The sequence below is a fragment of the Enterobacter sp. 168J2 genome (assembly GCF_034107265.1).
Taxonomy (GTDB): domain Bacteria; phylum Pseudomonadota; class Gammaproteobacteria; order Enterobacterales; family Enterobacteriaceae; genus Enterobacter; species Enterobacter nematophilus.
Window position 1 is genome coordinate 1 of the sequence record NZ_JAWNEB010000018.1, and the last position, 26,257, is coordinate 26,257.

Sequence of the window (26,257 nt, forward strand, 5' to 3'; positions counted from 1 at the left end):
ACCAGCTCGCTGAAACCGAAGTAATCGACGCGCTGCCAATCAGCGCATAACAGGCTCATTGCCGGACCGGAAAGCTGTAACTGAATTTACACCACCTTGACGGACTCGACCATATGTGCGGCAATTTTGAGTATGATTTGTAATTTAGCAAACATTACCAGTGCTGTACATCTGTTCTTGCGTCATATTTGCGGATAGGCTCTTTCTTGAACCCACTTCATGCGGCATATTTGCGGCGTAAAAGTGATTGTGTTGTAAATCACTTACTCTATGAGATGGCGGGGATATGTAGGAAGCTGTTCGGATTCAATAGCATCAAAAGATTTGATTTGCTCTGGTCACGGTAGATTTCTGCCGCTACAGGTTGCGTAGGTTATCCCGTGGTTAAAAGCCAATCTTAGTGTTTGGGAATAAATTACCTGAGCACAACTACGGCAACTTTGCATAACGTTGAGTTGCTATGCCACAAGGGCATGGTTCTGAATAAATGATAAAGGGGGAGTCTGAGTTGGTGATACCATGCTCTGTGGTTTAGTTAAAGCTATGGGCGGCTATCCTCAATACATCCGGCCTGGTTATAACTAATTCTGTGACTCACAGCATTACATCTGTCAGTGCATCAGAAGGTATTGCTGATATGCTCACATAATCATATGATTATGTGAGCGCGTCACTATTCTTTAGGGCAATACATTTCAGAGATTGCTCGCATCACAGAAACGATGCTTTTTATTACCGAATCGAGACCCTACTGACGTTATGCTTTGCGCGATCGACTAAAACACGCATGTGTAAATGAAAGAATACCCAACATACTTGTTTATTATGGTCGATCAGTGTAATTGGCAAACAAGCTTGTGTCCGTTACGAAGTGTAGGCTGCAGTAAATGATTCTGTAATTAAATGAGTGTGAGATTATATGATTATAGAATCATGAAATCACTTAAGCAAAGGAGCCTGTGAGTACGAAATGATTTGAGTTTATAAGCAACATCTAGTTTCTCGATATCTGATTCAATAATGAGCTATCGCACACCTTCATTCATTTTCCCGTTGCAACGTCCTGTTGATCGGGTACGCACATTTCTCCGAAATGAGGAATGTTGCCGTTATCGCAATTGGCACTTTCTTGAGGGGCCTGCGCTTAGTCATCTGAGCATTTTAAGAATCGCGGAGAAGGGGAGGGACGTATCGGCATCGAGAATTTTTTGGCGCCTAACTTTAGTGATCCACATAATTTGGCCACCTTAACAAAGGTAATATGCTCATCTCTGGACATGACAGTAGCCTCAATGAAAAGAAGAAGTTTCAATGCATCATTTAAACGCGAATCCGTTTAAGTGGCCCTGGCCATAACTACACCGTTGCAGAGACTGCCAGCGCTATGGATATCGACTTTCTCAAACGGGTGAAATGCATTTATCTGGGAAAAACCACAGGTTCTCGCAACGTACAATATGTTAAATAGAGCGTTTTTTTACAAAAAAACTGCTGCTGCGGCTTCAAATATTTGACGCAATCTTACATACCTGGTGGGAGCTGACCCTGCGGTGCGAAGTGAGGAGCGCTCACATTTAAGTGAAGCAAAATTCCAAGATCATCGCCGGTTTCAAAAGCATTCGACCAGCCAAAATCCAAAGCCTCAGCAACGAACCAATCTTTTGCGTGAATAAAAAAGCCCCGCTTTAGCGGAGCTTCCTCTATGAGCAGTGATGAAGCTCTAATAAGGGCTTATATTAGTGTACGGCTACATCACTTTTGACTGTAACCGGCACCACATGGGAGAGGTCGATCTCCTTACGGGCGCGGCTAAGGTCATAGGTCGCTTGCATTGCCAGCCAGAGTCGAGCTGCAATGCCTAAACCGGCCTCAAGTTTCAGTGCCATTTCAGGACTGATCGCCGCTTTACCAGCCGAGACTTTACTCAGCGCAGAAGGGGAAACGTCGAGGTTACGGGCAAGGGCGCGTAAGCTGATTTCGTTATCCTCCAGGTATTCGGTAATCAATCCTCCTGGGTGTGGGGGGGTGAACATCGTCATTAGTGGTAGTCCTCCAGATTCAGTATGTAGGCATCACCATCGATAAACTCAAAGGTGATTCGCCAGTTCGCCCGAACGGTGATCGCATAAAGATTCTTCTTATCGCCTTTCAGTGGGTGAAATTTGAACCCTGGATAGGCGCGGAAATCTTCTGTTGTCGTCGCTTCGTCTAACATCAGGAGCCGGAGTTTTATTCTCTCCACATCCTTTGCCTGTACTCCGCTCGGATCGTCGTTCTCAAAGAGCTTTTGTAGCCCTTTGTGCTTGAAACTTTTTATCATTATTGATTCCCTGTTTCTCGACAGGAAACATTATAGCACATGTTTCTCTTTGCGAAACACCTTTCTGAAAATAACTTGTGATACTGAGGAAGGCGCAAAGCCAAAAGAAAAAAAGTACTTAAAAGATATGTAAACCGTCACATACGTTTCTATCCACTGGTTCGCCCGGCGGGGCGTCCAGTGCCAGTTGAACTTGTGCTGGTCTTGGACAAAGGTAGCGGTTGTGACGGTCTAACGGCCATCCTGTTGGTGATGGCCGCACGCCAGGCAGCGTCAATATCATAGCGTCGTGGCATCAGATTCACCTCCTAATGCTGTGTATATATACGGCATAAAGGACGGTGAAACTACTGCAAGTGATGGGGGAGTGCCGGTCAGAACGTCCCCGAAAACAAACCGCCCCCGGTTTCAGGAAGGGCGTACTGACCGGCAGCGGTAGTGTAACACCACGCGTACAAAGGCAGCACTGATGTCGTCAGTGCTTTTTACCCGTACTCCCTGACGCTGAAGGGCAGTTTCACCCGTGCAGCTAAAGGGGCGGTAAGTCCGGGTGTGCACATCGTCATTCTCTCCTGTGAAGCCTTTCTCCTGCGCATCAGCTTCCGGTAATCGTCCCCCGTCACAACCTGGTCAGCAAGGGTAAATGGCACGCTGCGCGCCCCTGCTGACCAGAACGACTCCGGGCAGGCCGAACCGTCAGGCGATACGAAGACTAAATTCACACTGACGGAGAAACAGCCATGACGATGAACCTGCACACCCAGACAACCGCCCCTAAAGCTGCACAGGCGACCAGCGTATCCCCGCTGGCGCAGTCAGGCTCCTCAAAAACGAAATTTTCCAGGGGCAAAGGCAAAAGCAAAGCCCGCGCGGGCGCGGTAAAAACAGACCTGTACCAGACCGTCACGGATGGCATCATTGCCGCCCTGGAAAGCGGCGTTAAGCCGTGGGTGTCCCCGTGGGTTCGCAACGGCGAAGCGGCGGGATTACCGGCCAACTTCAGCACCTGCACGGCCTACAGCGGGATTAATATCATGCTGCTGTGGTGCAGTGCAGCCAAACAGGGATTCCAGGACTCTCGCTGGCTGACCTACAAACAGGCGCAGGAGCTGGGCGGTCAGGTTCGCAAGGGTGAGCACGGCACGACGGCCATTTTTTACAAGACGCTGGAGAAAGAGGACGAGGACGGGGAAATCGAAAAAATCCCGATGCTGAAAAGCTTTACCGTGTTTAATGTGGAGCAGATCGACGGGCTGGCCATCAAGAGCGTGCCGCAGCCGGTGACGGAATTTGACCCGCTGCCACAGGCGGAAGCCCTGATAACCCGGAGCGGGGCAAAAATCACCGAGCAGGGCGTAAAGGCGTTCTATCGTCCGGCCACTGATGAAATCATCCTGCCGGAGCGGTTCCGCTTTGCGGACGCGGCGAACTTCTACGCGACCGGCCTGCATGAGCTGGTTCACTGGACGGGGGCCGCGTCCCGCCTCAATCGCGAAAAAGGGAATAAGTTTGGCTCTGAGGCGTATGCGTTTGAGGAACTGATCGCCGAGCTGGGCAGCGCGTTTCTGATGGCGGATTTGGGGATTACGGGCGAGGTGCAGCATGAGAGCTATATCGCGTCCTGGCTGAAAGCCCTGAAGGGAGACAAGCGCTACATCTTTAAAGCGGCGGCAGCGGCGTCTAAGGCGCACCGCTGGCTGATGGACTGCTGACAGCTGAAGCCCTGCACCGCAGGGCTTCAGTATTTTTGAAGGAAAGAAAAGCAGGGAAGGTATTATATAAGTCACTGTTTTTAATGGTTGGTAAACGTCGCTGGCCTCAGATGCAGAACGTCCTGCAGCTGAGGCCAGTACGGGAAATTAAACCAGAAAGATTCAAAAAAAATGAACCATTTTTCAGGCGGCAGCCGCTACGTATCCGGGATACGTAACGGCGCGATGTCTTACGTAAAAAATAACGTAACGGCTTTCGCCGCCGCAGCTAAAGGGGCGGTAAGTCCGGGTGTGCACATCGTCATTTTCTCCTGCGTATCAGCTTCCGGTAATGGTTCCCCGTCACAACCTGGTCAGCAAGGGTAAATGGCACGCTGCGCGCCCTTGCTGACCAGAACGACTCCGGGCAGGCCGAACCGTCAGGCGATACGAAGACTAAATTCACACTGACGGAGAAACAGCCATGACGATGAACCTGCACACCCAGACAACCGCCCCTAAAGCTGCACCGGCGACCAGCGTATCCCCGCTGGAGCAGTCAGGCTCCCCAAAAACGAAATGTCCTGAAATCAAAACCGTCAAAACGGCGGTGGTTAAACTGATCAGCGACATTGAGGACAACCTCGACCAGCGTCTAGCATACCGCGAGGCCGTAGAGGGACTGTGCCAGGAGGCGGCCAACCAGATCACCCAGTGCATGCATTCACGCAGTACAGGGCAGACGCTACGTGAACTCCGCGAGCTGCTGTCGGTGACGCTGGACACCATTATCGTGGTGGATTTTGAAGGGCAGCAGACCCGACTTAACTATGGCGGTTGCTCAGCTGAAGACGTGATCGCAATGCTGAAAGCGCTGCACCTTGAAGGGCGTAAAACCTGGCTGGAAGTGGAGTAAAAAAAAAGCCCCGTCCGCAGACGGGGCTGATTCAGTACCGGGCATTCAGCGGGGTGCCCTCATCCCACAGGCGGTTAAATTCTCGCTGGTACGCCTCCGCCAGCTGCGGCGCATCCTCGATCAGCAGCACGTTTTCCGCGTTGCGCGAAACGGCGCTGGCCGTGTAGTTAAACGACCCGGTCTGGACGTTTTTGCCGTCGATCACCATAAACTTATTGTGCATGATGGCGTAACGGCCGTTAAGGTGCACCGGCACGCCCTGGTTTATCAGATACGTCACGGCGGTGTAGCGGTCGCTGTTGGCCTTTTCGTCGGCCACCACGCGCACGGCCACGCCGCGCCGCTTAGCACCGGCGAGCGCCGTCGCGACCGGCTTACTGGTGAAGCTGTAGGCCGCAACGTCAATGCTCTGCCTGGCGTTGTTTATGGCACCGAGCACGACATCAAGGGCAGGGCGCCCGTCAGACGGTGAAAAACCCGTCGTCAGGACGGGCGCGGCAGTGGAGAAAACAGGCACACAAAGGGCGGCGGCCAGCACCAGAAGGGCGGTTTTACGCATAGTTGTCCAGCTCCAGGCTTTTCAGTTCGTCGAGGGTATAAAAGCGAAAGACATCGCGGTGTTTTGCCTCCAGTGGTACATGCTGGTTTTTCACGATCACGCTGGTAATGCTGTCAAAAATAATCTTCAGGGCGCGCTTTTTCGCCTCGTCCGGGGCGACGTAAAACACGTACCGCCATTTTTTATCGCTGATAGCCAGCAGGTGGCTCGCCATGATGGACTGATAGCGCGCCTTTGTTTTAATACGTCGTTCGGTTTCAACGGCGATCAGCCTGCCGTCCGGCAGGCTGATAAGCCCGTCGGGACGGTGTTTGACGCTGTACTGACTGAGGAACGATGAGCGGTCGCCGTTAATCCACCCCGTCGCGCCGTTCTTCTCCAGCGTCAGGCGCACGAGCTGGTTATCAAGGTGATGGTCGAGTGACCAGCCGGTCAGGCGGTAGGGTTCAAAGCGGGCGGGCATTATGTTGTCGTCCGCCGTGAGGATCACGGCCAGCCCGTCGGCGGTAATGCCCCACAGGGATATTCTGGACGCGCGGGATTCATGCACGTGCTTCTGAATCAGCCCCATTTTCTCCACCTTCTCCAGCAACCGGTAGAGAGGGCGGTCAGATTTAAAATCAAAAAGCAGCTTTATGATTTGGAAATCGCTGTAGGTTTCCTCCTTAAGAAAATTCAGCAGTACGCGAATTTTTTCAGTGCTGCGAGCATAACGTTCGTGATACGACGAAATAAGCATAGAAACTCCTTATTTTATAAATCCAGCAACGAATGTATTTCGTCATTTGGAGCGGGCTGTGATGCCATCAGCCACTCCTCGTCAGGCTGCACCGGCGGAGTAGGGATTGGCGGTACTGGGTTTTTTTTGGTGGCTGTGGCGCTGACCGGAATAATGTCCGGTGCCGGAGCTGATGTATCAAAATCCAGATCCAGTACCGGTTTAACTTCAGCCACGGTAGCCGCTGCAACCGGAGGCAGGGAAAACAGCTCCAGCGGGGCTTTATTAACCTTCAGCGGCGAGATTAACGACGGGAACGCGAGCGCGTTCTGACTGAAGATATAGCTGACGAACTTCGGCAGGTTTTGAAGCATATTGCTGTCGATGTAATAGCTTTCCGCCTGGCGAAGCATACGCTCGTTATCGACTTTTTCCGTCAGCACCGCCGTGGTGGTGACTTTCCGGCTTTCGTCATCGACTAAAATCGTGCCGGACATGCGCGCAATCCATTCGGCTGTGTCCGGATCCTGAAGTTTATAAACCAGCTTAAACTTGCAGTTTTCCACGACCGCACCCACAACGGCGTCGCCGTTTAAATCCGCCGGACAGTCGCGCAGGTCGGCAATCGACTGGTGCGCCATTAAGATATGAACGCCTTTATCGCGCGCCGCGCCTAACCCTTCGAGCGCAGGTTTTGACAGGTGATATTTAACCTCGTCCTTAAAGATGGCGATGGGGCGGATATTCCCCGCGACGCGGTCGCGTAATTCCGCGAGCTGGAACAGGCGAACTAAAATCATGCGCTGCGCGGTAATGATTTTAGAGTTACGCATTGAGCCGATGATGTAGCAGCAACCACCTTTGTCGAAAATCTCCTTCAGCGCAAAACCGCCGGGCGCGTTAATGCTGTTGAGCATCGCCAGCTCCTCGGTTTTACCGTGAAAGGCTTTGATCGTTTCGCCGATGCCCTGGACATAATCGCCGTTATAAATATCCCGCACGGTCGCGCCCGGATTATTCTTCACGAACTGCGCCGCCGTTCTGGCCGCCTTGCGATCGTCGATACGGTAAAAATCCGCCGCCTCGCCTTTTTCCGCCAGGCTGAAACCGGCCACGAATAATTCCTCCAGATGATCGGCGGTGATGCCGTCGATAAGGTTCATCTGGTATTCCTGCTTGTTCAGGTCGATAAGCACGAAGGGTTTTCCGGCGTCCGCGCACGCCTTTTTATACAGGTGCGGTGCCCACTCGTCGTTTTTGGGGTCGAGAATAAAAACGCCTTCGTCGGCGAGGATACTCTGATAAAGCAGAATACCGGTTACGACGCCTTTACCGGCACCGGTGGTGCCGATAATGTCGGCGTGCTGGGTCTGCCATTCTTTTAACGGAATATACTGTGGCTCGCCCTCGCGGCTCAGCCCGATAAAAACACCCTTATTCAGATCGATGTAATCCATCGGATCGTATTCGGTGGAGACGGGTAAAATCTCTTTTACCCGGCGAACGTCGGTTCTGCGGTCGCGCTCCATGCTGGTTTTTTTCACCATGCCGCGTTTGACCTTGTCAAATTCAGGCGAGATCAGACGCCGTAAAATCACGTGCAGAATAAACCCGGCGACGGTAAACAGCAGCGCCATTGTCCAGGTCAGCAGCGGCGGGCTGGCGATATCTTCCCGGCCATAAATGCGCTGTAAAAACCAGACGGCCACCGGCGCTATCGTGCCGAAAACAAAACAGATCATGGAAAGCAGAATTAAGATCCTTTGCAGAAACGTCGGCTTTTCCTGCCCGCCGTGTCTCGCAGAAAATATAAAAGGCAGCATGACGCCGGACAGCAGCGCTAAAGCCAGCTGATGCGCCTGCAAAAAAGCAATAAAAGCCAGGACGACATTTGCTATCGGCGACAGCAAATGATTCAGTTTGTCGAATATCACGATATTCTCCTTCACTTAAATTCGGTCAGCACGCTCGGTCAGTCAGAACGGTCACAGGTTGTGACCGTTCTGACTGACCGATTCCGTGCTGCAAAAGAAGTGGCCGCCAAGCGGCCATGATCGCAGGAGGTATACTCCCGCGATCTAACGGCGTGCGGCATTCCGCGCGGGCTGGACGCCCTTACTGCATGTCGCATGGGGGTAATGTCCTGGCTGAACGCCCGGCCAAAACCACCAAGGTCAAAAGAGGCCACACCGTCGCGCGCTACGCGCGACAACCCCCTAAAAGACGCCTGTTTTGACCTTTTTCTTCGCCTTGTTCGTTCCTCACAAAGCGAATTAAAAGGAAGCTAGGCTTTTTAGGGGGTTGTCGCGCCACGCTACCGGCTTTTGGCCGGAGACTTAGGCTCGACGGTGTGGGGGGCAAGCCCCCCAAATAAACCGACGCGTGGGCGCGTCTTTTTGCTCGCTGGGGCGGCAAAATTTATTCGGCCCCCCCCGGCTTTTTTCGGCTCACTTGGGGTGAGCGCTCAAAAGTGGGTTCGGCGACGCAAATTAGCAATTTCTTCGAAATTGAATTTACTCGCCTCTCACCACTGCGCTGATTTTACGGTCCGGGGATTAGCAATTTTTTCAAAATTGAATCCCCGGACTCGCAAATCTTCGCAGCCTGAAAAGCGTCACACCCTGCGCGCCTGAGCAGGTTGCTGCTCACCTTAAAAAGCAAAAATATAAAACCGTTGTGGCTGCCAGAGATGCGATGATGATAATTCTTGCGAAACTATTCATTTGAGTTACCTATTAAAAAGCTTTCGAGGGTTTTTCCGGCGTCCAGTTCCTGCTGAATAAAGGCCGGTACACGCCCCACGCCTGACCATGTTTTACGCACGCCGTGCTCAACATACTGGTATTTCGGTTTCCTTTTTGCCGACGATGGCGCGGCTGAATTGCCCGCCAGTTCAGCCGCCGAAAAACCTTCCGATTCAATGAGCGCCAGCAGTTCATTGCGCTTTTCCTCGCGCAGGCGGCGCTGATTTTCCTGCTTGATATGCTCTGCGCGCTTTTCATCAAGCGCCGCTGAAATACGCGCGCTCAGCTTCTCCAGAAAGGTGAAATCACTTTCACGCAAAAACTTTTTCAGCGTGCGCTCTGAGGTTAATTCGTCCTGGATACGGTTCATAATTTCAGCTCCTTCGGTACAGATACGTTCAATCCTTTCAGCGGATCGCGTGGTGGGTATTCAAAACCGAGTTCCCCGGTTTGCGGATTTTTCAGGGTGACGATCATCGAATAGGTATCGTCGTTTTTCTTCGATTTAAAACCTTTAATAACGCCGGTTTTGCCCTTGCCGATTAACGTTTCGGCCTGTTTTTCCGTCAGCTTTTTGCCGCGCACTTCCAGCCAGATTTTGAACTGACAGCCGGTGCAGGCGCAGGTTTTCGGCGTCATAACCAGCTCAGCTCCGCACGACGGGCATTTAACCGCGAGGCGGTTAAGCGCCGTTTTAGCGGGCTGTTTTTCCGCCGCGCTGATGGCAATATCGGCGCTCTCAACCAGGCGGGATACTTCCGCGTAAAGACCGTCAATAAACCGCTCAATGGTCATTTCGCCGGTTTCAACTGCGGCCTGTTTTTCAGCCCAGACGGCGGTCATATCCGGCTGTGTCACCGAATCGGGCAGGGCATCAATTAACGCCAGCCCGGCGGTGGTCGGGATAAATTTGCCCTTTTCCACGGTGATGTAATCGCGGGTTTTCAGCGTCTCGATAATGGCCGCGCGGGTCGCCGGTGTGCCGATGCCGCCGTGTTCGTCTTTCTTGTCCTTATCCTTCTCCTTGAGCAGTTTTTTAATGCGCGGATCGGCGACAAAATCGGCCACGCGAACGAGGGCAGCGAGCAGGGTTGCCTCGGTAAACAGCGGCAGCGGTTTGGTTTTTTTCTCGGAAATCACCACCTCGCGGCAGGTTAATGTCGCCCCGGTTTGCAGACGACTGATGGCCTCAAACGCGCTGCTGTTTTCGTCCTCCTCGTCGTCTTCCTCCGCATTGCTCAGGAACGCCGTAAAACCCGCGTCCGTGGTTTTACGCGCCGAGACTTTAAACATTTCGTCACCGCATTTAATCTCCGCGATCGCCTCGTCATAGCGCTTTTTCGCCACGAACTGCGCGAGATAAAACTGCGCGATGGCGAGATAAACCGCCTTTTCCCTGTCGGTAAGGCGGCTTAAATCCGGCATGTTCGTCGTCGGAATAATGGCGGTGTGGGCGGTCACTTTTTTACTGTCAAACGCCGCGCTTTTCTGCGCCGTATCGGTGGCAAGGCCGTTAAAAACGTCGAGCGTTTTTAAGGCCTCCACCACCTGCGGCGCGTCGTTAAACTGTTCGTCGGACAGATACGAACAGTCGGAGCGGTTATAGGTAATGTATTTACCGTCCTTGAGCTTTTGCGTGATATCGAGCGTCTGCTGCGCGGTCAGTTTATGCCTGCGGTTCATATGCACCTGGAGGCGCAGCAGGTTAAACGGCAGCGGGGCGGCCGTGGTTTTTCCCCGGTCAGTGGCCGCCGCGAGCACGCTGGCCGGTTTTCCGGCCAGCGCTCTGGCGAGCCCTTCCGCCCAGGCCTTATCCGTCAGGCGCTTTTTATCGTCAACCGGCGCGTATTCGGACGTCTGCCAGCGGGCGCTGACGACGTCCGTGCCGCTGACAAACTGCCCGGCGAGCTGGTAGTAAAACGCCTCGCTGTGTGCCTGATTGTCGCGCCACCTGCGCACAATCATACCCAGCACCGGCGTCTGGACGCGGCCAACCGAAATCGTGCCCTTATAGCCCCTATCACGGGCTTTCAGGGTATAGCAGCGGCTCATGCTGAAGCCAAAAATGGCGTCACCGGCGCTGCGCATCAGTGCTTTCAGATACATCCCACGAAAATCGCTGTTATCGCGCAGGGAATTGATGGCTTTTTTCACCGCTGGCGCGGTGTTGTCGTTAATCAGCGCCCGCTTCACCGGGCGCGTGTTACCGGCGAAATCCAGCACCTCGTCAACGAGGAGCTGGCCTTCGTCGTCCGGGTCACCGCAGTGGACAATCATTTTGATATCCGGGCGACGAATCAGCTTCACCAGGGTGTTGGCCTGTTTTGCCACGCTCGCTTTGGGCTGAAGCTTAACGGGGTACAGCTTCAGCGGCAGGGTGTCGAGCGACCAGGAGGCATAGGCCGGGTTGATCGTCTCCGGGGGCACCATTTCCAGCACGTGGCCGACGCAGTAGCTCACAATGTCGGTGGACGATTCAAAATAACCGTCGTGGCGGGTAAAGTTGCCGCCGAGGGCTTTCACAATATCGGTCGCAACGGCGGGTTTTTCGGCGATAAATAGTCTCATTATTCCTGTTCCTTTCTTATTTCGGATAGCGTTACGCAGTACGCCTGATGCGCGTCATTGATGGCGCTGGCATCCAGACGAAAACCCTGTGATGCGGCAATCTCCAGAAAGATTGCCGCATCATCGGCGCTTAGCTTCGTTAGTACGTTTTGCAGCTCGTCCAGGACGCGGTAGTGGTAGATCTCGTAATGCAGCCCGCAGCCGCAGGCCGCATTTTTCTCCGCGCGGTTAATAAGGCTCAGGGCGCTTACGGAATCACCGCGCGTATGCGCCCAGGGGGGAGAAATAAATCCGGGCTTCATTTACCAGCCCCCGGCAAATCCGATGCCGACCGCACTGTTCCGGGATGAATCCCATGAAACATTGAGTCTTACGTTGGTGTTCGGGGATGTTTTGTAATTGACGCCGCCAGCAATCGCGTTGCCGTTCTGGTAATTACCCAGGCCGATACCGTAAGAAAATGAGTTTTCCGCGACATACGGAATTGACGCGATCGCGGTAACACCGGCAACACCGGCATTGAGATGCTTTTCTGCACGGTCAATTTTTGAATTGAGCTGTTTGAATCGCTGATTAGTCGAGTGGCTTAACGCATTGACGCGATTATCGGTATAGCTGGCAGCATTGCTTTCAGCCTGATTCGCTGCGTTTTGCGCGTAGTTAATGCTCTGGTCGTACTTTTCATTGGTATAGCTGTTGGATTGCTCAACTGCCGTTGAGGTGAGGTTATCAACGCGGTAATCCGTGTAATCCTTCGATTTATCGACCGCTGCGGCAGTGGCCGTGTCGGTGTAGCTGTTGGCCTGATTCAGCGTGCTGGCACTGGATGCATCGGTGTAGCTGTTGGCCTGATTCAGCGTGCTGGCACTGGATGCATCGGTGTAGCTGTTAGCCTGATTCAGCGTGCTGGCGCTGGATGCATCCGTGTAGCTGTTGGCCTGGTTCAGCGTGCTGGCACTGGATGCATCGGTGTAGCTGTTAGCCTGATTCAGCGTGCTGGCGCTGGATGCATCTGTGTAGCTGTTGGCTGCGGCCAGCGTTGCGGCATCTCCTGCCTCGCGGGCGGCCTGCTCTGCGGCTATTGCAGAGTTGAGCTGGCCGACGTTGGCGGCATCGGTGTCTGCTGTACCTGCTGCAACACTCGTGATCTGGCGCTCATTGCCAGCGCTGCCCACGGAAACCGAGTTATCCCGATCCGTTACAGAACCCGCACCGAGTGCGACGGAGTTATCTTTGTTCGCAACTGCACCCTTGCCCACAGATGTGGCGGAATCGGCAAGAGCCTTGCTTTGAGAACCCAAAGCAAGGCTGCCCGTACCCGTTGCTCCGGCCTGAAATCCGGCCGCAATCGAATAATCACCGCTGGCTAAGCTGTTACCGCCCGTGGCGACAGAACCCACGCCCGACGCCGATGACTGCGTACCTACTGCCACCGCGCCTGTATTTGAGGAGTTTGCCTGAAATCCAAGTGACGTCCCGTTTGTTACGGCTGACGCACCGCCACCGACTGCCGTGCTGGCTCCTCCTCCTGATGTGGATGCACCATTACCTAAGATGGTTGTTGCGGCGCTCTCAGTGGCCGCCTGCGACGTTGCCGGATAAATCGACAGCATGATTAATGCTGTTAATACTTTGAGTGAGGTTTTCATATTACTGTCCAAAGGAATTAAACAGAGGGCATAAAAAAAGGCGCTGATATGCGCCTTTTATCTGCCGTTAATCATTACCAGCCGCTCAGGCGGCCGAATTTAGAGATGATCTTATTGATTGTGCCGCTGTCAGCTGAGGGACACTGATTGAGCATTTTCTTCCTTGCGTCCGACGTGTGGCCGGGAAGAAAGCCGTGCTTGTTTTTCTTCTTAACTGACATGAACGCTTTATACATCGGGTCACATTCGGCGGGACTGCTGCCGTCAAGCTTTCCGGCCAGGCACAGCACGATCGCGCACGGATCGTTCGGGTCGGCTTTCTGGCCGTCGGCAGCGAACGCCGGGCAGGCGAGGGCGCACAGCAGCGCCGCCGTGATTACGGTATGCTTCATGATTCATTCCTCTGAGGGGGGAAGGGCACTAACGCCCGGTGGTTGTTCAACGCCGGTGACGGTCTGAAGGACTCAGACCCCCACCGCCGTTATCGGTAGAAGATAATTTCCGACGTGTTGCAGGTCAGGCAGCCGGGGCGGGGACGATACTCAACGACCCCGTGATAGCCGCCGTCACGTAGCCAGGTTTTGGCCGCAAAGTAGCGCTGGCCGTCGGGGGCAATCACCACCGCCCGCGAGGCGTGCGCCACCGCGTACCACTGTGTGGCCGGGTAAACCCCGCCGGGTTCGAAGCGGGCAAGCACCTGCGACCAGTGCCCCTCCGTTACCGGCGAGGCCACGATCAGGCGATTGGGTTCCCATACCGGCAGGGTGGCCGTTACCGGCTGCGCCGGTTGCGACCAGTCAACGGCCGCAGGCTCCGGCGGCGAGGAGCAGCCCGCCAGGAGGACGGCCAGTGCCGTCAGGCCGGTCAGTTTAGGCAGCATCATTGAAACTCTCCTTCATGGCCTGCATGTGCAGGGGTTTAAAATAGACGTCGTTCATGCGGCGCACGTTGCCGTGAACGTCAACGCTCGCGATAACGTCAACGCAGTGCAGAACCTTGCGCAGCAGAACGTCAACCGGCATGCCCCGGCACGCCGGGTGCTCATAGCAGCGGTCTATCAGCCCGGAGATACACTCGCGCGGGCTACCCGCGTGAAGGGAGGACATAAACCCCTCGTGCCCGGACTCAATCAACTTGAGGGCATCCCACGCCTCGCGCCCGCGGACTTCGGCAAGCAGGGGGCGGTCGGGGTTCATACGGTAGATGGCGCGCACCAGGCGATCGGAGGTGACGATCGCACCCTCCCCGGCGTCTGCCGGATAGAACAGGTGAACGTAGTTTTTCTGGCTGTAAAACTTCAGCTCCGGGTTGTCCTCGATAGTGATAAGGCGCAGCCAGTCCGGGATGTAGCGCAGCAGCATCTTCATGTAAGTGGTTTTTCCCGAACCGGTTTCCCCCACCACAAAGAGCGTTTTGCCGTACTCGACGCACTTTTCCATAAATAGCGGGATATTCCCGCTCTGATAGAGCGCGCTAAGCTCGTCGTCTCTGGATACCACTTTCTCAATACCCTTTACCCGATCATAAAAACCGTCATCGATGTACGACTGATGCGTGCGCTGGAAATAATCCGGCTTACGCAGGGTGATCGAGATGGTGTTGCGCTCACAGGCCGGGGGCACCACTATCTGGCAGCGTTCCCCGGTCGGCAGCGTGGCCGAGAGGATGGGCGAGGTATCATCAATGGTGTCGTTATTCCACACGGCCAGCGCCCTGGCAAAGGACGAGCACTGGCGCAGCGTGACCGGCGAGGCGTGCATTTCCCAGCGCCCGTTAATTTTTGTGTGGATCTCGCCGGGGCGGTTGATGGCGATCTCCGTCAGCCCCTCCCGGCTCAGGTAGTCCCCGAACAGCAGATCGCGCAGGTGTGACAGCGCGACGTTGCCCTCTGACGGGGTATCAGTCAGGTTACCGTCCATCGTTTACCTCATGCGTAGTCTGTAGACGTCTGAAAAATCAATATCCGCTCCGGTGACAAGCCCAATCACATCGCCCTGGTTGAGGTACATCGTTGGCGGAATGTTGATGCTGTTTTCCAGCAGCGTTTTTGCCATTTCCGCCGTGGCCGCGCGGGTATTCTCCGTATAGTCGGTGTTGCGATCTTTGCCCGGTGACGAGCCGGAGGCCGCTGCGGCAATGTCCTGTACCGAACCGAGCAGGAGGGTATTACCGATCCGCTCCAGCCAGTGATTGTCTATCCAGCCCGCGACGCCGTTCTCGCCCATCGCGCCCACGGCCTGGCTGTCAGCCATCGGAATCACCAGGCGTCCGGGTTCAGGCGTGCGCAGCTCGGTGATGGCGAGAAAAAGCCGCCCCTGCCCGTTTTTCAGCGTGCCGGTGCGGTACAGGCCGCGCGCTTCAGTCCCCGCCGGGATAAGGGTCACGGCATTGCTGGCGCTGTAAACGTCCTCGCTGATAAGACACTTGAAACGCCCGCCCACGTCCGAAACGAAGCGCTGCATCATCGCGCAGGGGATATGTCTGTCTGACGGAATATACAAATCCGGATCGAGACCGAGCCGCTTCACGCCGGTGATGCGCGCCAGCCCGTTATCCTGCGCCTGTCCTGCTGGCGTCGCAGAGCCCGGCGCGGACGCGCTGCCCGCTGACGGTGCGTTACTGCCTGTCGTGCGTTTAGGGGCGCTGGTCGCCGTCGTCGTGGCGCTTTCTGCCAGGGCGCTGACCTTGTCAAACGTAACGGGGGGCGGCGATGCGGGCGGCGGCGCGGCTGTATCGTCCGGTCCGGTCTTTTCCTGCCCGGCGCTGTCTGTCAGCTGCCCCAGCGGGTTCAGATCCCGTCCGATGTTCTGGCGTTCGCGGGCGGGGGAGGTGGTCTGCGTTTCCGGTTCACGGCTGGCGCGCGACGCGCTGCCGTCTCCCTTCAGTTTCCCCATCAGATAATCCCCGCCGGTGGCGATAATGACCAGTAACACCAGGCTGATAACGGCCAGCACGAGCGTGCGGTGGCTGCGTCGCTTCGCGTGCTGCACCACCTGCGGCTGTCCGGGCTGAACCGCACCTGCGGCGGGTTTGTCTCCGTCAATCTCTGCCCGCGCCCGCTCGCGTGCTTCCGCCTCCAGTTCGGCGGCGGTTTTAATGTCTTCCTGTTCGTTCATCATTTGCTCTCCAGTTTCACGTCCGGTGAGACGGTGCTGCCGTTCGCCACTGTGACCTGTCCATAGCTGCCGTTTTCAATACCCACGACCTGGCTGCCGTAGCGCAGCACAAAGCGCGGGGAAAGCGAGCGCAGCACCATCACCCGGTAGTTGCCCTCGGTGCTGAAGGTCGGGGTGATCACCTGTTCGCTGCCGCCGACGATAACCGTCGGCGACGGGATCCGCTTCTGCGGCGAAAAGCCGAGATAGGTAAACCGCCCGTCGTCATACGCAAAATCCGGGGTGATGGACGCCGAGCCTGCCGCCACCCTGCGGGTGTAGTTCCAGTTGCGCGGCGCGGTGGATTTCTTCAGGGCAAGCTGAATGCGCTCTTTTTCCTGCGCGGCCTGAAGCTCCTGCTGACGGGCGAGGCGGGCGGCGTCGTTCTGCCTGCGGGTGTCGTCGGGGTAGCTGAAACGCACCACAAAGGCGAGGTTTCCCGCCTCGCGGTCGCTGTCGATCACGTTCAGCATCAGGCTGTAGTCGCGCTTCGTGGTGGTCACAAACAGGTTGGTCTGCCAGTCCTGCTGTGTGGGGGTGAAAATCTTCTGGACGGTTTTGCCGTCCGCATCCGTGACCGGCTGCTTCACCGGCGCGGGGCTAATCCCCACGCGGTTACGGTCGGGCGTGATCGTCCAGCCCTGCGGAAAACCGGCCGTGGCGGTGATCACCTCCTCGTCGGCGTCAAAAACCAGCGTCGTGATGTAGCCCGCCCGCGTGTTGATAACCGTCGTGTTCTGGCTGTTGTAGGGGATGTTCTGCATGCGGCTGTCATAGGCGCTGCCGCGCGGTGTCGCCGCACCCCATGCTGACGCGGCAGCCAGCAGGAGGGCACACATCAGCACTTTATTCATCGCTTTTCTCCTTAAACCGCTGATAACTGGTGACCGTGAAGCCGAACGGGTTCACCTCGCGCTCGGAGGCCGTCATTTTCTTCTGCGGGAAATAGCGGTAGGTCATGCGAATCGTCCAGTAATCGTGCGTCTCGGTGTTATCCTTGACCTTTCGAATGGTGCGCTTGATGCGCATCAGCTCCACCATGCTGGAGCCGGTGCCCGCTGAGGGCACGTTGGAGAGGATTTCCACCGTGACAACATAGGCCGCCTTCTGGAAAACGGCGTCCGGGGCGTCGGGGCTGTCAAACCAGTCGAGGTATTCCTTATTGACCGCGTCGCTGTTGAACATCTGCGTCTCCCTGTAGTCCTGCTGAAGGGCGAAATAGTTGTACCCCTCGCGGCGCTTCACGTAGCTTGCAGACTGCGACAGATTGAGCACCTCGGAGGTGTCCAGCTTGTCCTCGCCGACGGTAGTGACCCGCTCGATGCGCCCGGTCTGACGGTCGAGCGTGTACAGCTCCACGGTGGTGGTTTTGAGCGGCAGAAGCAGGATAAGGGCGGCAAGGGCGCAGACGAGCAGCAGCGCGGCGAGCGCCGCCACGATCCAGCCCGCCTTTTTCATGCGCAGATCCCGCTCAAGAATGGCGTTCTCAAACGAGCGCGAGTCGCTCAGGGCTTTGGCGGTAAGTTCAGACATGAGGGGTTAACTCCTGAATAATGGCCGGGGAATTTACCGGCTCCGGGTTGCCCGACACGGGCGGAAGAGAGGTATTTCGCTGTGCGCAGCCTGCAAGCAGGCACAGCATCAGCAGCGTGATGCCGTATTTCATAGTGATTTCCTGTTAGTAAAGACGTGACGAAGCCGCAGGACGCCGTTGCGGCGTCCCGCCGGATTCAGTCATGCGGGGTTATCGTTGATAGCGTTCCTGCATCCTCTGAACAGCGGCGCGGCTGCGGCTGCGCGCATCGCCGGAGGTGCGGGACGCGGTGGAGGCCGTTGCGCTGCCGGTGCTGTTCAGATTTTCTGCTGCCCGGTTGCCAATATTGCCTGCTGCATTAGACGCGGTACTGGCACCCATGCTGACGCCAGCATTGGCGAGTGCCTGTGCCGCTCCCTGTGCTGATGCGCCGGCAAGCGATGCCGCCAGCTTGTAACTGAGAACTATCACAACAGCTGCACCCACAGCGCCGAGGAAAACCTGAACAGCAAGGGTTAGATAGTTGGCATCCGTCGCTCCAGTGGCACTGGCTAGAATATAATCTAAATAGTTCATCACCACAGTCAGCGAGATACCGCTGAAGAAAGTAGTGAGAATGCAGGTCAGAATATTTTTAAGCCAGTTACTGAACATCTCCCGGAACCAGGACCACATCAGGCAGTAGATAAAGATCGGTGCGGTTGCCAGCATCAGCATCATCACCAGTTCGGCGATCAGGTTAATAAATGCCGTTATCCCGGTTAGAGATGCAACTCCCGCCCATACAAGCCCTTCTGCCAGTAACCCCTTCGCAGGAACATATCGTGAGTCATCTTGGCTAAAGAGGTTTTCTCCTAACTTTTGCGCTTTCTCCCAGACCGTATCCAGCAGAGCCCATATGGAGGAATCTCCGCTGAAACCGTCTCGAATACCGGTAATGGCACTGGACACAAGGTCAAGATAACCTCCGGCGTTGGTGACGAAAATCATGATGATGAGCATTCGGCTCACGTCCCACACGATCTCCTCGAAGGGGCGGGCAAGCTTGCCTGCCATCGTCTGGTAGGCGCGCCACGTGATGTACAGCGAGAGTACCGCAACGGAGAACAGGTGCGCCATCCACCCTCCTGTCGTGGCGGTCACGCCGTTAAGAACGCTGTCAAACCCCTCCATGATGTGGCTGTTAAGCCCGACATAGATTCCGCTCATAGCGATGTCTCCAGCGTTAATTCAAATCCGCAACTGGAGCCTGTTGTCGAAGCTTATTAGCTTTCTCAACAATCGCTTTATAGGCAGTTAATACCCCTGGTTTATTCATCTCTCGATGGAGGGCTGTTTTAGCGTGATAGCAGTCTTCAGCTTCCCATGTGTGGGATATATAGCACTCTTCATACTTTTTCAGCATATCGTCATGATGTGCCGTATACCACTCCACGGAGGTTTTATCCTCGCAGCCAGTCAGCGCGGCCACGGAGGCCAGAACAACAAAGGTCAGTGTCTTCAGTTTCATGGGGTCACCTGTCAGTTAAGGTCTGCGATAGGAGCGGTGCGCATCTGCTCGGCCTGCGCCTTGCGGCGCTGTTCGGCAAGCAGCTGGTTGCGCATTTCGCTTTGTTTGACGGACATTTCCCACTGTGAGGTCAGCGCGTTCAGCTGGATGCTTCGCGCGGCCACCACGTTCGCCAGATCCTGCGATTCCTTGCTGTCCTTCGCATTCTCAATGCGACCAGCGAGATCGGTAATATCGCGCAGCGTGTCGTCAATTTTTTCCTGAATATCCGAGGTGTCCTCGACGGACACCGCCTGATTCAGGAGCATCTGCTTGCAGCTGTCCCGGTACGCCTCGCTGGCGTTCTCCGGGCAGTTGTCGAACAGCTTGTATTTGTCATACAACCTGTTCAGTTCTCCAGCATACGACCCGCCGGAGCTGGTCAACAGGTCGTTTAACGAAATTCCCCTGTTTTTCAGATTTTTAATGTCAGTTGTCAGATTTTTCGCCTGGTTCAGGAATGCCTGCACGTCCCGAATACCGGTGGCCGCCGCCAGCTGTTCCTTATAAGCGTTCATCTGCGCTTGGTAATGTTCGACGGTCTGCTGCCACTGCTGGAGCTTTTCAGCCCACTGCTTCATATCGTTAGCGTTGGCGACTTCATCGAACACGGGAATACCGGCCTGAGCCGGGGTGTGAAAGAGACATAAGGCGACGCTCAGCGCCGCCAGGGTGGTTTTCAGCTTCATGGTGTTATCCTCTTGTGATTAAACGGCACGCCTCAGCATTTCGTCTTTCCAGTCTTCCGGCTGCATTCCCTCCTGCCAGATTTCGTCGAAAATTTTCAGGTTATCCGCACTGGCACTGAGCAGCTTCGTGTAGCGCCCCAGCCCGGACAGGTCGAGGGTGATTTGCGCGATATACGGGCGCACGTCACCGCGCCGCAGCGGAGATTTCATGATCACCATCTGACGGGCATAGGGGTCGAGCGTGGTGACAATATCGAAGACCGGTTTCGGCACCCGCAGCATGTCCATGTAGTCGCTTTCCTTAGCCTGCTGGTTCGCCATAAAGATCCGTGTGCTGCACTGTTCGATGATGGCCGCCGAGATCTCGTGCTTGCACATCTCCTCCGGCGACTGTGTGGCCGGGAAAAAAATGCCGTTGAGCTTTCGGATAACCTTCAGCATGTCGAGGGCGAATTTTGAGAACTCCGGGTCCTGAAGCCATTTCCAGAATTCATCCATGAAAATGACCAGGCGACGACCGTCGAGCAGGCTGGTCACGCGGAAAAGCAGGTAGAAGGTGAGCGGACTGCGCACGTCCTTGTCGTCCAGGAACTCCGTGCCGTCGATGCCGAAATTATCAATATTGTCGATATCAAAGGTGTCCACGTCGTTATCAAAGACCCAGCCAAACTCTCCGCCCTGTGCCCACTGCTGGAGACGGATGCGCAGCCCGTTTATCCGCGCGTCCTTCGTCGGGGCTTCGTGCAGCACTTCCAGAATGCGGGTGATACCGTTGCGGCGCAGCTCCGGCGGGTAGTCCAGCATAATGGTATCTACCGCTTCGCTGAGACGCTCCTCGTCACGCGGGTCGAGCGGCTTGCCGTCGCGCGTGCAAATCATACGCATCAGCTTCTTGAGGAAGTTGCGGTTACGCTTCGTCGGGGCGAGCGCAAAGGGGTTAAGGCCGGTTTTCTCGCCTGAACGGAAACGGAAGTACGAGCCGCCCTGGAGGCGTATCGACATTTCCGCCGAACGGTCTTTATCAAAGACCACTGAGGTGAAGCGCTTTTTCGTCGCCCCCGGCGCAAATGACTCAGGACGCCGGTATTTCTGCATCAGGTGCTGAAACATCATCAGCAGGGTCGATTTACCCGTCCCGGTGCTGCCGAGCAGCATACAGTTGCCCGGCGGCTTCTCGCCGAACTCGTCCACGTCTGCCTGGCTGTTGTGAAGACTGACGTACTGACAGCCCCCGGACGGGGTCGGCACCACGGCAATCGCCTCTCCCCAGGCATTCCCGTCCCGCTTGTGCGGGTGGAAGTTGTGAAACGACACCATTTCGGCGTAGTTGAGGCTGCTCACCGGCACCAGACGCGGGCGCATGTCATACACGCCCGGCAGTTGTGCGAGGTAGGCCGCCGTCAGCGACTCGCGGGACAGGGTCATGATGAACCCCAAATCCTTCAGCGTATCAGCCAGGGTGTTGGTGTCCTGGATAACCTGCTCGCTGGTCGGGGCGCGGATAATAAGCGTCTGGTGATACCTGCCGAACGAGATAATGCCGGACTGAAGCATGTCGCGTGCAACCTTCAGATCTTCCTGCTGGGACACCGCATCGTCCTCGGCTGACTTCAGACGCTTCTCGATCGTGCGGATGCAGCCGCGCGCTTCATCCTTCCCCATGCAGGTATAGGACTGCGTCAGCACGTACCGGCAGCGGGCATACAGGAGCGAGTCATACAGCCCGGTGACGGTTTCAGTGCCGTAATCCTTGATTTCCAGCCCGCGAAAGTAGCTCTGGCCGTCGATGTGGCTGACCTGGCCAATGTCGGTGGAGGGGAAGATGTCGGTGCCGCCGAGCACGTCATAGAACGGGGTGCGCGTGACCCGGACTTTCTGCCACCTGCCGGTGATAAGGTAGTTGTAAAAGGCGAGCTGAGAGGAGAACACTCTGCCGTTTTCCTCATACGTGCCGAGCGGCCGCGCCGAGTAGCGCGACAGCGCCGTGCCGATCGATTCCCGGTACTCCAGCATTACCTTCAGGGCGTTGTCGAGGAGGGTTTTGCGTTCGCCCGGAGACTTCTGCTTCATGGCCGCCCGCTCGATGCCGGTGTGCGGATTGAAGCAGGCGGTGAAGAAGAGGCGGCGGCGGTAGAACGGTTTGCCCTCCCGTGAGGCGTAGAACAGGCGCGCTATCTCGTCTGAAAACGCAATCCCGGACTGACACTCAAGCGTGTCGGTAAATTCGTCGTTCACCAGGTGGGTATAAAAGGTAAAGGGCAGCCCCTCAAAGGAGCGGATAACGTTGTTGAGCTGCATGTCCAGGGTGGCGAGGTAATGCTCGTCCTCGCATTCAAAAATGGTGCCGCCGATCTCCCAGGTGCTGACAAAGTCACCTTTTTTGTTCTTCACCACCTGCTCGTGCAGGTGGGAAGACCAGGGGAGATAGCGGGACAGCGGGATACTCTCGTTGAGCCGCATATGTTTTATAAACTCCGTAACGTCAATGGCGTCGTACTGGTTTGCGACAAGCGCCTTTGTCCCGAAATGCCGGGTAGCCGCGCGGTTGCCGCGCGTTTTAAACGCCAGCAACATCAGGTCAAAGAAATGAATGTCCTCTTTTGCCAGGCGTCTCAGCTCGATAAAGGCAGGGATGAGCAGCAGGAGAAGCCAGTAAAAGCGTGACCAGACGGCCGCCAGGATAAGGATGCACAGGGTGAACAGCAGGGGGACAAGCGGGACCCCCCACAGCGCTGCCGGTCGGGTCAGCGCCTTGTTGAGGATGGTCATGCTGCCTCCTTAGGCCGCGAAGTAGGCACCGAACCCGGACGCCCCGGCGAGCAGGACGCCCGACCAGAAGACGCGCTGGAGATCGTGCCAGGCCTTTCCGTCAACCAGCATCTTGTAGGCGATAAAGGCCACCGCACAGCTGATGGTGACAACCGACATACTGGTGAGGCCGAGGAAAACCCAGTTAATGGCGTCGCTGCCCTTCTGAAATGCCTGGTCGGCGCTGGCCGCCAGTGCCGGAACGGCAGGCAGGGCGAGGAGAGAGGCCATCAGGCGGGTTGCGGCGTTTTTAATGGTACGAAAAGTCATGATTTTTCCTTAATCAGAAGACACAGCGAGGCCGCCGCGCACGACGTGTGGCGGATAAGCAGGGACGCTGGTCAGTGTGGTGTCGGGTGCCGGTATAACGCCACGTATGACGCTTTCCGGGTAAACGGTGTTGTCGGACGGGACGGCGGGCGCTTTCCCGGATGCGGGAGAGATTGCCTGCCGTTCTGCCCGCGTTGAAGGCACAACGTAGCCAATACGCTGTACGTAGCTTGTGTTGCCGAACGCGCTTTCCGGGCGCTGACCGGTTTCAAAGTTGCCGGAGTAATAGCAGCTCAGGGCGCGCTGTAAGGTGCCTCCTCGTTGATAACAGTCGGTGATGATTTTCGCGGCAATATTCATGTTGTCGCACGGATTTAACATGGATTCGGCGCTGACGCCGAACTGCGGGAAATTAGTGCTGGTTATCTGCATCATTCCCACCGAATAACGGTGTTTCTTCTGCTTAATGTCCTCCACAATTTTTAACGCCTCGTCTTTCGACGCTGGCAGATGAGAAATAACGCGGCTCCTGCCGCCCTTTACCGGAACAATTTCAGCAATGGCATACGGATTTAAGCCAGATTCGGTACGGGTAATGTCGTGAATGGTATCGGGGTGAACGGCGGGGGCACACTGCATGGCGAGTTGGAACAGCGCGGCAGAGGTTAACATAGTAATCCTTCAGCGAATTTTCATTTCACCATAGAACTTTTTAGTTTCGATGTTATAGATAACTTCGTTACCTTCGAACTAAGAAGGAATTAACATTGTGCTCAGTTTCTAAGTCGTAGATGTATTGTTCTTTCTATAAAGTAAAATATCACCATTTGCATAGTCTTTATTGATATCAAGAATATACTTTCCTTGAGTGTCAACAAGAACTACTCCAATTTTAGTTAAGGTTGGTTTGTCTATGTTTTTAACTGAATATACAATATGCGTATGTTCTATATTTTCGTCTTCATCCAACATGTTTTTTCCGGTCATTAAGTTGTTGAGTAATCAAATCAATTCGTTTTAGCTTTTTCGCAATCAGAACCGAGGATTTAGAGTTTTTCTTCCCCTTTTCTTTTTGAGTAATAATAGCAATCTCCATTCTCAGACTCGCGCGCTCAATCAGCAACTCTCTCGTGTGCTTTGGTAGCTCTTTTGTGGTCCAGCTCGAATTGATGGCTGATGAAATGCGATCTCTGCGACAACTTAGGCGCTTGTCACCGGCCATTATCGCAAACTTATTGTTTTTCAGGGCTTTTATACGAACCTTTTGCATAGTCATATCTACTTCTCCATTGCATGAGTAATCCGTCGGAGTTTGGGAGCACAAGAAAGGCTTGGATCAGACGGCTTAACGATGCAGAGGAAGGCTCAGAAGATGCGGGCACACCATTAATCTCCTCTAGACGCGGGTCACGGCTGGTCTGCTGTCAAGTTCTAGAGAGCTAACGCGTGTGTTGCGTGCGTGTATCACACATCCATTGTTAAAATAATTTAAACAAATGATATTTAGTTGATATTATTTTACCGACATGGGCGTGCGATATCCATATGATTGCCGGAAGCAAATCACAGGTTAAGATGATGGTTCCCAAACGTTTAAGAGCAGCACGACATAGAGCTGGTTTGTCTCAGGAGAAATTCCTGCAGTTAACTAACGTGGAAGCTGTCAGTGATAAATCGCAGATTTCAAATTACGAATCAGGTCGACACTCACCGCCTTTTGAATTTGTGGTGCAGATTGCTAAGGCGCTGAACTATCCAGAAGCCTATTTTTATACGGTGGATGATGATTTTGCAGAGCAAATCCTGTTGATACACAGGAACAAAAATAACCTTGATTTCAATCCATATTTGAAACCTTTAAAAGAAGCGCTTGATGCTGTTAATGCTTTAAAAAAGATGTTAGATAAAGCTACAGGTACAAAATAGAGTTTCTTACCGTCAACTGGCGCAGCGCGATCTCACTCGCCCCTGAAAATGTCGTCTCCTCAAGCCCTGGGCTAAGGCTAATTGCTGCTATTAACTTTTAAAAGAGCATGAGGTTGTTAGGGATATGCTAGTACGGTGTCATACTGTCTGTAAATAGACAAAATATTGCCAGTATACTGTTGTGTATTCCATTTTACATGGTTGAAAGTTCTCTTATAAAAAATGCTTTCAGTGAATTGTTTTGTCTAAGATCATGCTTTTAGTGTGAAAGATCGTGTAAGTCAGAGTAAATAGATCATTTGTCTGTAGGATTACATACACCGCTTCTATAAATCTTTATCTTTAAAGTCAATTGGTTATGGTTTTTTATTATTCTGAAATAAAAAATTCTATTACACTTGAGAAAAATTACCCTTATCGCAAGAATAATCTGAAATCACAAGTTAACTGATTGATCTAATTGTGTGTTTTGTTGGGGTGGGGTTGAAATATAAAAATATCGTTTCAGCTAAGATATTTTCAAGGATGGCGGTTTTATTAGGTTTCCTTGTTAAATAATTTATTTTATAACGGAGAACGTAATTTTTTAATGATTGATGTAGAGGTGCAATAACCGTCTGAAGGTGATAGCTGATGTATTGAAATTAATCCGGAGAACGTCAGAACTGGATACTAAGACGGCTCATAATTTGTTGGGTGCTAAAATCCAGTTAAAACCTTATTAGCTGTGGAGAAGACCGGGGCGCTCTGCTGCTGGAAGACGGGCCATGCTTCCCTGCAACACAGGGTATTGAGGCATAAAAAGCCAGTACCATTGTGGTGAAGCAAACCTGCACGAGAACATCGAACGAGAGCATCACTTTCGGATGCTTGTGAATAAATACTAACAGGCTGTACAGGTAAGAGGCTGTGGAAACCATCAGTGATGTCTGGCGCGGAAGTGGAGTACATTAATCGCTGTTACATTATTTGAGTGATACTTATTTACCTAACAAACAAGGCCTTTCCATAAGTGATCTGGGAGTGTATCTGCCGTAAGGCTGCGGCATGGGTCGAGTCCGTCAAGGTGGTGTAAATTCAGTTACAGCTTTCCGGTCCGGCAATGAGCCTGTTATGCGCTGATTGGCAGCGCGTCGATTACTTCGGTTTCAGCGAGCTGGT

General features: G+C 54.3%; 27 protein-coding genes. 3 read left to right on the top strand and 24 right to left on the bottom strand.

The genetic code is table 11. The annotated features are described in order from the left end of the window. Positions 1–1,736: 1,736 nt before the first annotated feature. Both USG84_RS23035 and USG84_RS23040 read right to left on the bottom strand, forming a co-directional pair. On the bottom strand, positions 1,737–2,039 hold the full coding sequence (locus USG84_RS23035; protein ID WP_151413605.1) for a HigA family addiction module antitoxin: 303 nt from the start codon (positions 2,037–2,039) through the stop codon (positions 1,737–1,739). Further along, a complete protein-coding gene (locus USG84_RS23040; RefSeq protein ID WP_089601432.1) occupies positions 2,039–2,320 on the bottom strand; it encodes a type II toxin-antitoxin system RelE/ParE family toxin in 282 nt (93 codons plus the stop codon). Before USG84_RS23040 ends, USG84_RS23035 begins: the two co-directional genes overlap by 1 nt. Positions 2,321–3,060: 740 nt before the next feature. On the opposite strand from USG84_RS23040, the gene USG84_RS23045 reads away from it, so the two are divergent. Together USG84_RS23045 and USG84_RS24125 are read left to right on the top strand one after the other, a co-directional pair. After that, positions 3,061–4,032, top strand: a complete 972-nt coding sequence (locus tag USG84_RS23045) for an ArdC family protein (RefSeq protein ID WP_194386880.1) — start codon at positions 3,061–3,063, stop codon at positions 4,030–4,032. A gap of 463 nt (positions 4,033–4,495) precedes the next feature. Further along, positions 4,496–4,927 (top strand): hypothetical protein, encoded by a 432-nt coding sequence (locus USG84_RS24125; protein WP_151413604.1) that lies wholly within the window; start codon positions 4,496–4,498, stop codon positions 4,925–4,927. 31 nt (positions 4,928–4,958) lie between these two features. Here USG84_RS24125 and USG84_RS23055 read toward each other — a convergent pair whose 3' ends face one another. The 22 genes from USG84_RS23055 to USG84_RS23160 all read right to left on the bottom strand — a co-directional run bounded on the left by USG84_RS23055 (position 4,959) and on the right by USG84_RS23160 (position 24,446). After that, positions 4,959–5,486, bottom strand: coding sequence for a phospholipase D family protein (locus tag USG84_RS23055; RefSeq protein ID WP_194386881.1), 528 nt, complete (start codon positions 5,484–5,486; stop codon positions 4,959–4,961). Next, positions 5,479–6,225 (bottom strand): MobC family replication-relaxation protein, encoded by a 747-nt coding sequence (mobC, locus tag USG84_RS23060; RefSeq protein ID WP_194386882.1) that lies wholly within the window; start codon positions 6,223–6,225, stop codon positions 5,479–5,481. The genes USG84_RS23055 and mobC overlap by 8 nt, the downstream gene beginning before the upstream one ends. Positions 6,226–6,239: 14 nt before the next feature. Beyond that, entirely contained in the window at positions 6,240–8,138 is a 1,899-nt protein-coding gene (locus USG84_RS23065; protein ID WP_194386883.1) for a type IV secretory system conjugative DNA transfer family protein, read from the bottom strand. Positions 8,139–8,919: 781 nt separating this feature from the next. Further along, positions 8,920–9,318 (bottom strand): H-NS family nucleoid-associated regulatory protein, encoded by a 399-nt coding sequence (locus USG84_RS23070; protein WP_151413603.1) that lies wholly within the window; start codon positions 9,316–9,318, stop codon positions 8,920–8,922. Then, the gene (locus USG84_RS23075; protein WP_253543583.1) at positions 9,315–11,516 is read right to left on the bottom strand and encodes a type IA DNA topoisomerase; all 2,202 of its coding nucleotides are present in this window, start codon (positions 11,514–11,516) and stop codon (positions 9,315–9,317) included. The genes USG84_RS23070 and USG84_RS23075 overlap by 4 nt, the downstream gene beginning before the upstream one ends. Further along, positions 11,516–11,818 carry a hypothetical protein gene (locus tag USG84_RS23080; protein ID WP_047625862.1) on the bottom strand — a complete coding sequence of 101 codons (303 nt, stop codon included), beginning with the start codon at positions 11,816–11,818 and terminating at the stop codon, positions 11,516–11,518. Before USG84_RS23080 ends, USG84_RS23075 begins: the two co-directional genes overlap by 1 nt. Then, a complete protein-coding gene (locus USG84_RS23085) occupies positions 11,819–13,165 on the bottom strand; it encodes a YadA-like family protein (RefSeq protein ID WP_320738469.1) in 1,347 nt (448 codons plus the stop codon). A 74-nt stretch (positions 13,166–13,239) separates the two neighbouring features. Beyond that, the gene (locus tag USG84_RS23090) at positions 13,240–13,557 is read right to left on the bottom strand and encodes a TrbM/KikA/MpfK family conjugal transfer protein (RefSeq protein WP_151413601.1); all 318 of its coding nucleotides are present in this window, start codon (positions 13,555–13,557) and stop codon (positions 13,240–13,242) included. Between the two features lie 89 nt (positions 13,558–13,646). Continuing rightward, the gene (locus USG84_RS23095) at positions 13,647–14,048 is read right to left on the bottom strand and encodes a cag pathogenicity island Cag12 family protein (protein WP_151413600.1); all 402 of its coding nucleotides are present in this window, start codon (positions 14,046–14,048) and stop codon (positions 13,647–13,649) included. After that, positions 14,035–15,084, bottom strand: coding sequence for a P-type DNA transfer ATPase VirB11 (virB11, locus tag USG84_RS23100; RefSeq protein ID WP_151413599.1), 1,050 nt, complete (start codon positions 15,082–15,084; stop codon positions 14,035–14,037). Before virB11 ends, USG84_RS23095 begins: the two co-directional genes overlap by 14 nt. Before the next feature lie 3 nt (positions 15,085–15,087). Further along, the gene (virB10, locus tag USG84_RS23105; protein ID WP_253543585.1) at positions 15,088–16,284 is read right to left on the bottom strand and encodes a VirB10/TraB/TrbI family type IV secretion system protein; all 1,197 of its coding nucleotides are present in this window, start codon (positions 16,282–16,284) and stop codon (positions 15,088–15,090) included. Next, a complete protein-coding gene (gene virB9, locus USG84_RS23110) occupies positions 16,281–17,174 on the bottom strand; it encodes a P-type conjugative transfer protein VirB9 (RefSeq protein ID WP_151413598.1) in 894 nt (297 codons plus the stop codon). Before virB9 ends, virB10 begins: the two co-directional genes overlap by 4 nt. Beyond that, on the bottom strand, positions 17,167–17,853 hold the full coding sequence (locus tag USG84_RS23115) for a virB8 family protein (protein ID WP_194386888.1): 687 nt from the start codon (positions 17,851–17,853) through the stop codon (positions 17,167–17,169). Before USG84_RS23115 ends, virB9 begins: the two co-directional genes overlap by 8 nt. Continuing rightward, a complete protein-coding gene (locus USG84_RS23120) occupies positions 17,846–17,986 on the bottom strand; it encodes a hypothetical protein (RefSeq protein ID WP_032640091.1) in 141 nt (46 codons plus the stop codon). The genes USG84_RS23115 and USG84_RS23120 overlap by 8 nt, the downstream gene beginning before the upstream one ends. Before the next feature lie 78 nt (positions 17,987–18,064). Then, positions 18,065–19,063, bottom strand: coding sequence for a type IV secretion system protein (locus tag USG84_RS23125; RefSeq protein ID WP_151413597.1), 999 nt, complete (start codon positions 19,061–19,063; stop codon positions 18,065–18,067). Between the two features lie 16 nt (positions 19,064–19,079). Beyond that, the gene (locus tag USG84_RS23130) at positions 19,080–19,364 is read right to left on the bottom strand and encodes an EexN family lipoprotein (RefSeq protein ID WP_151413596.1); all 285 of its coding nucleotides are present in this window, start codon (positions 19,362–19,364) and stop codon (positions 19,080–19,082) included. Between the two features lie 11 nt (positions 19,365–19,375). Further along, a complete protein-coding gene (locus USG84_RS23135) occupies positions 19,376–20,092 on the bottom strand; it encodes a type IV secretion system protein (protein ID WP_151413595.1) in 717 nt (238 codons plus the stop codon). An 18-nt stretch (positions 20,093–20,110) separates the two neighbouring features. Beyond that, on the bottom strand, positions 20,111–22,861 hold the full coding sequence (locus USG84_RS23140) for a VirB3 family type IV secretion system protein (protein ID WP_194386889.1): 2,751 nt from the start codon (positions 22,859–22,861) through the stop codon (positions 20,111–20,113). 9 nt (positions 22,862–22,870) lie between these two features. Beyond that, positions 22,871–23,170, bottom strand: coding sequence for a TrbC/VirB2 family protein (locus USG84_RS23145; RefSeq protein ID WP_111965996.1), 300 nt, complete (start codon positions 23,168–23,170; stop codon positions 22,871–22,873). 9 nt (positions 23,171–23,179) lie between these two features. Continuing rightward, complete coding sequence (locus USG84_RS23150) at positions 23,180–23,842, bottom strand: lytic transglycosylase domain-containing protein (protein WP_151413594.1); 663 nt, start codon at positions 23,840–23,842, stop codon at positions 23,180–23,182. Between the two features lie 108 nt (positions 23,843–23,950). Further along, a complete protein-coding gene (locus tag USG84_RS23155; RefSeq protein ID WP_241739850.1) occupies positions 23,951–24,142 on the bottom strand; it encodes a hypothetical protein in 192 nt (63 codons plus the stop codon). Further along, complete coding sequence (locus USG84_RS23160) at positions 24,132–24,446, bottom strand: hypothetical protein (RefSeq protein ID WP_151413592.1); 315 nt, start codon at positions 24,444–24,446, stop codon at positions 24,132–24,134. Before USG84_RS23160 ends, USG84_RS23155 begins: the two co-directional genes overlap by 11 nt. Before the next feature lie 299 nt (positions 24,447–24,745). Between USG84_RS23160 and USG84_RS23165 the strand changes: the two genes are divergently transcribed. Continuing rightward, positions 24,746–25,096, top strand: coding sequence for a helix-turn-helix domain-containing protein (locus tag USG84_RS23165; RefSeq protein WP_241739849.1), 351 nt, complete (start codon positions 24,746–24,748; stop codon positions 25,094–25,096). The last annotated feature ends 1,161 nt before the right edge of the window (positions 25,097–26,257 follow it).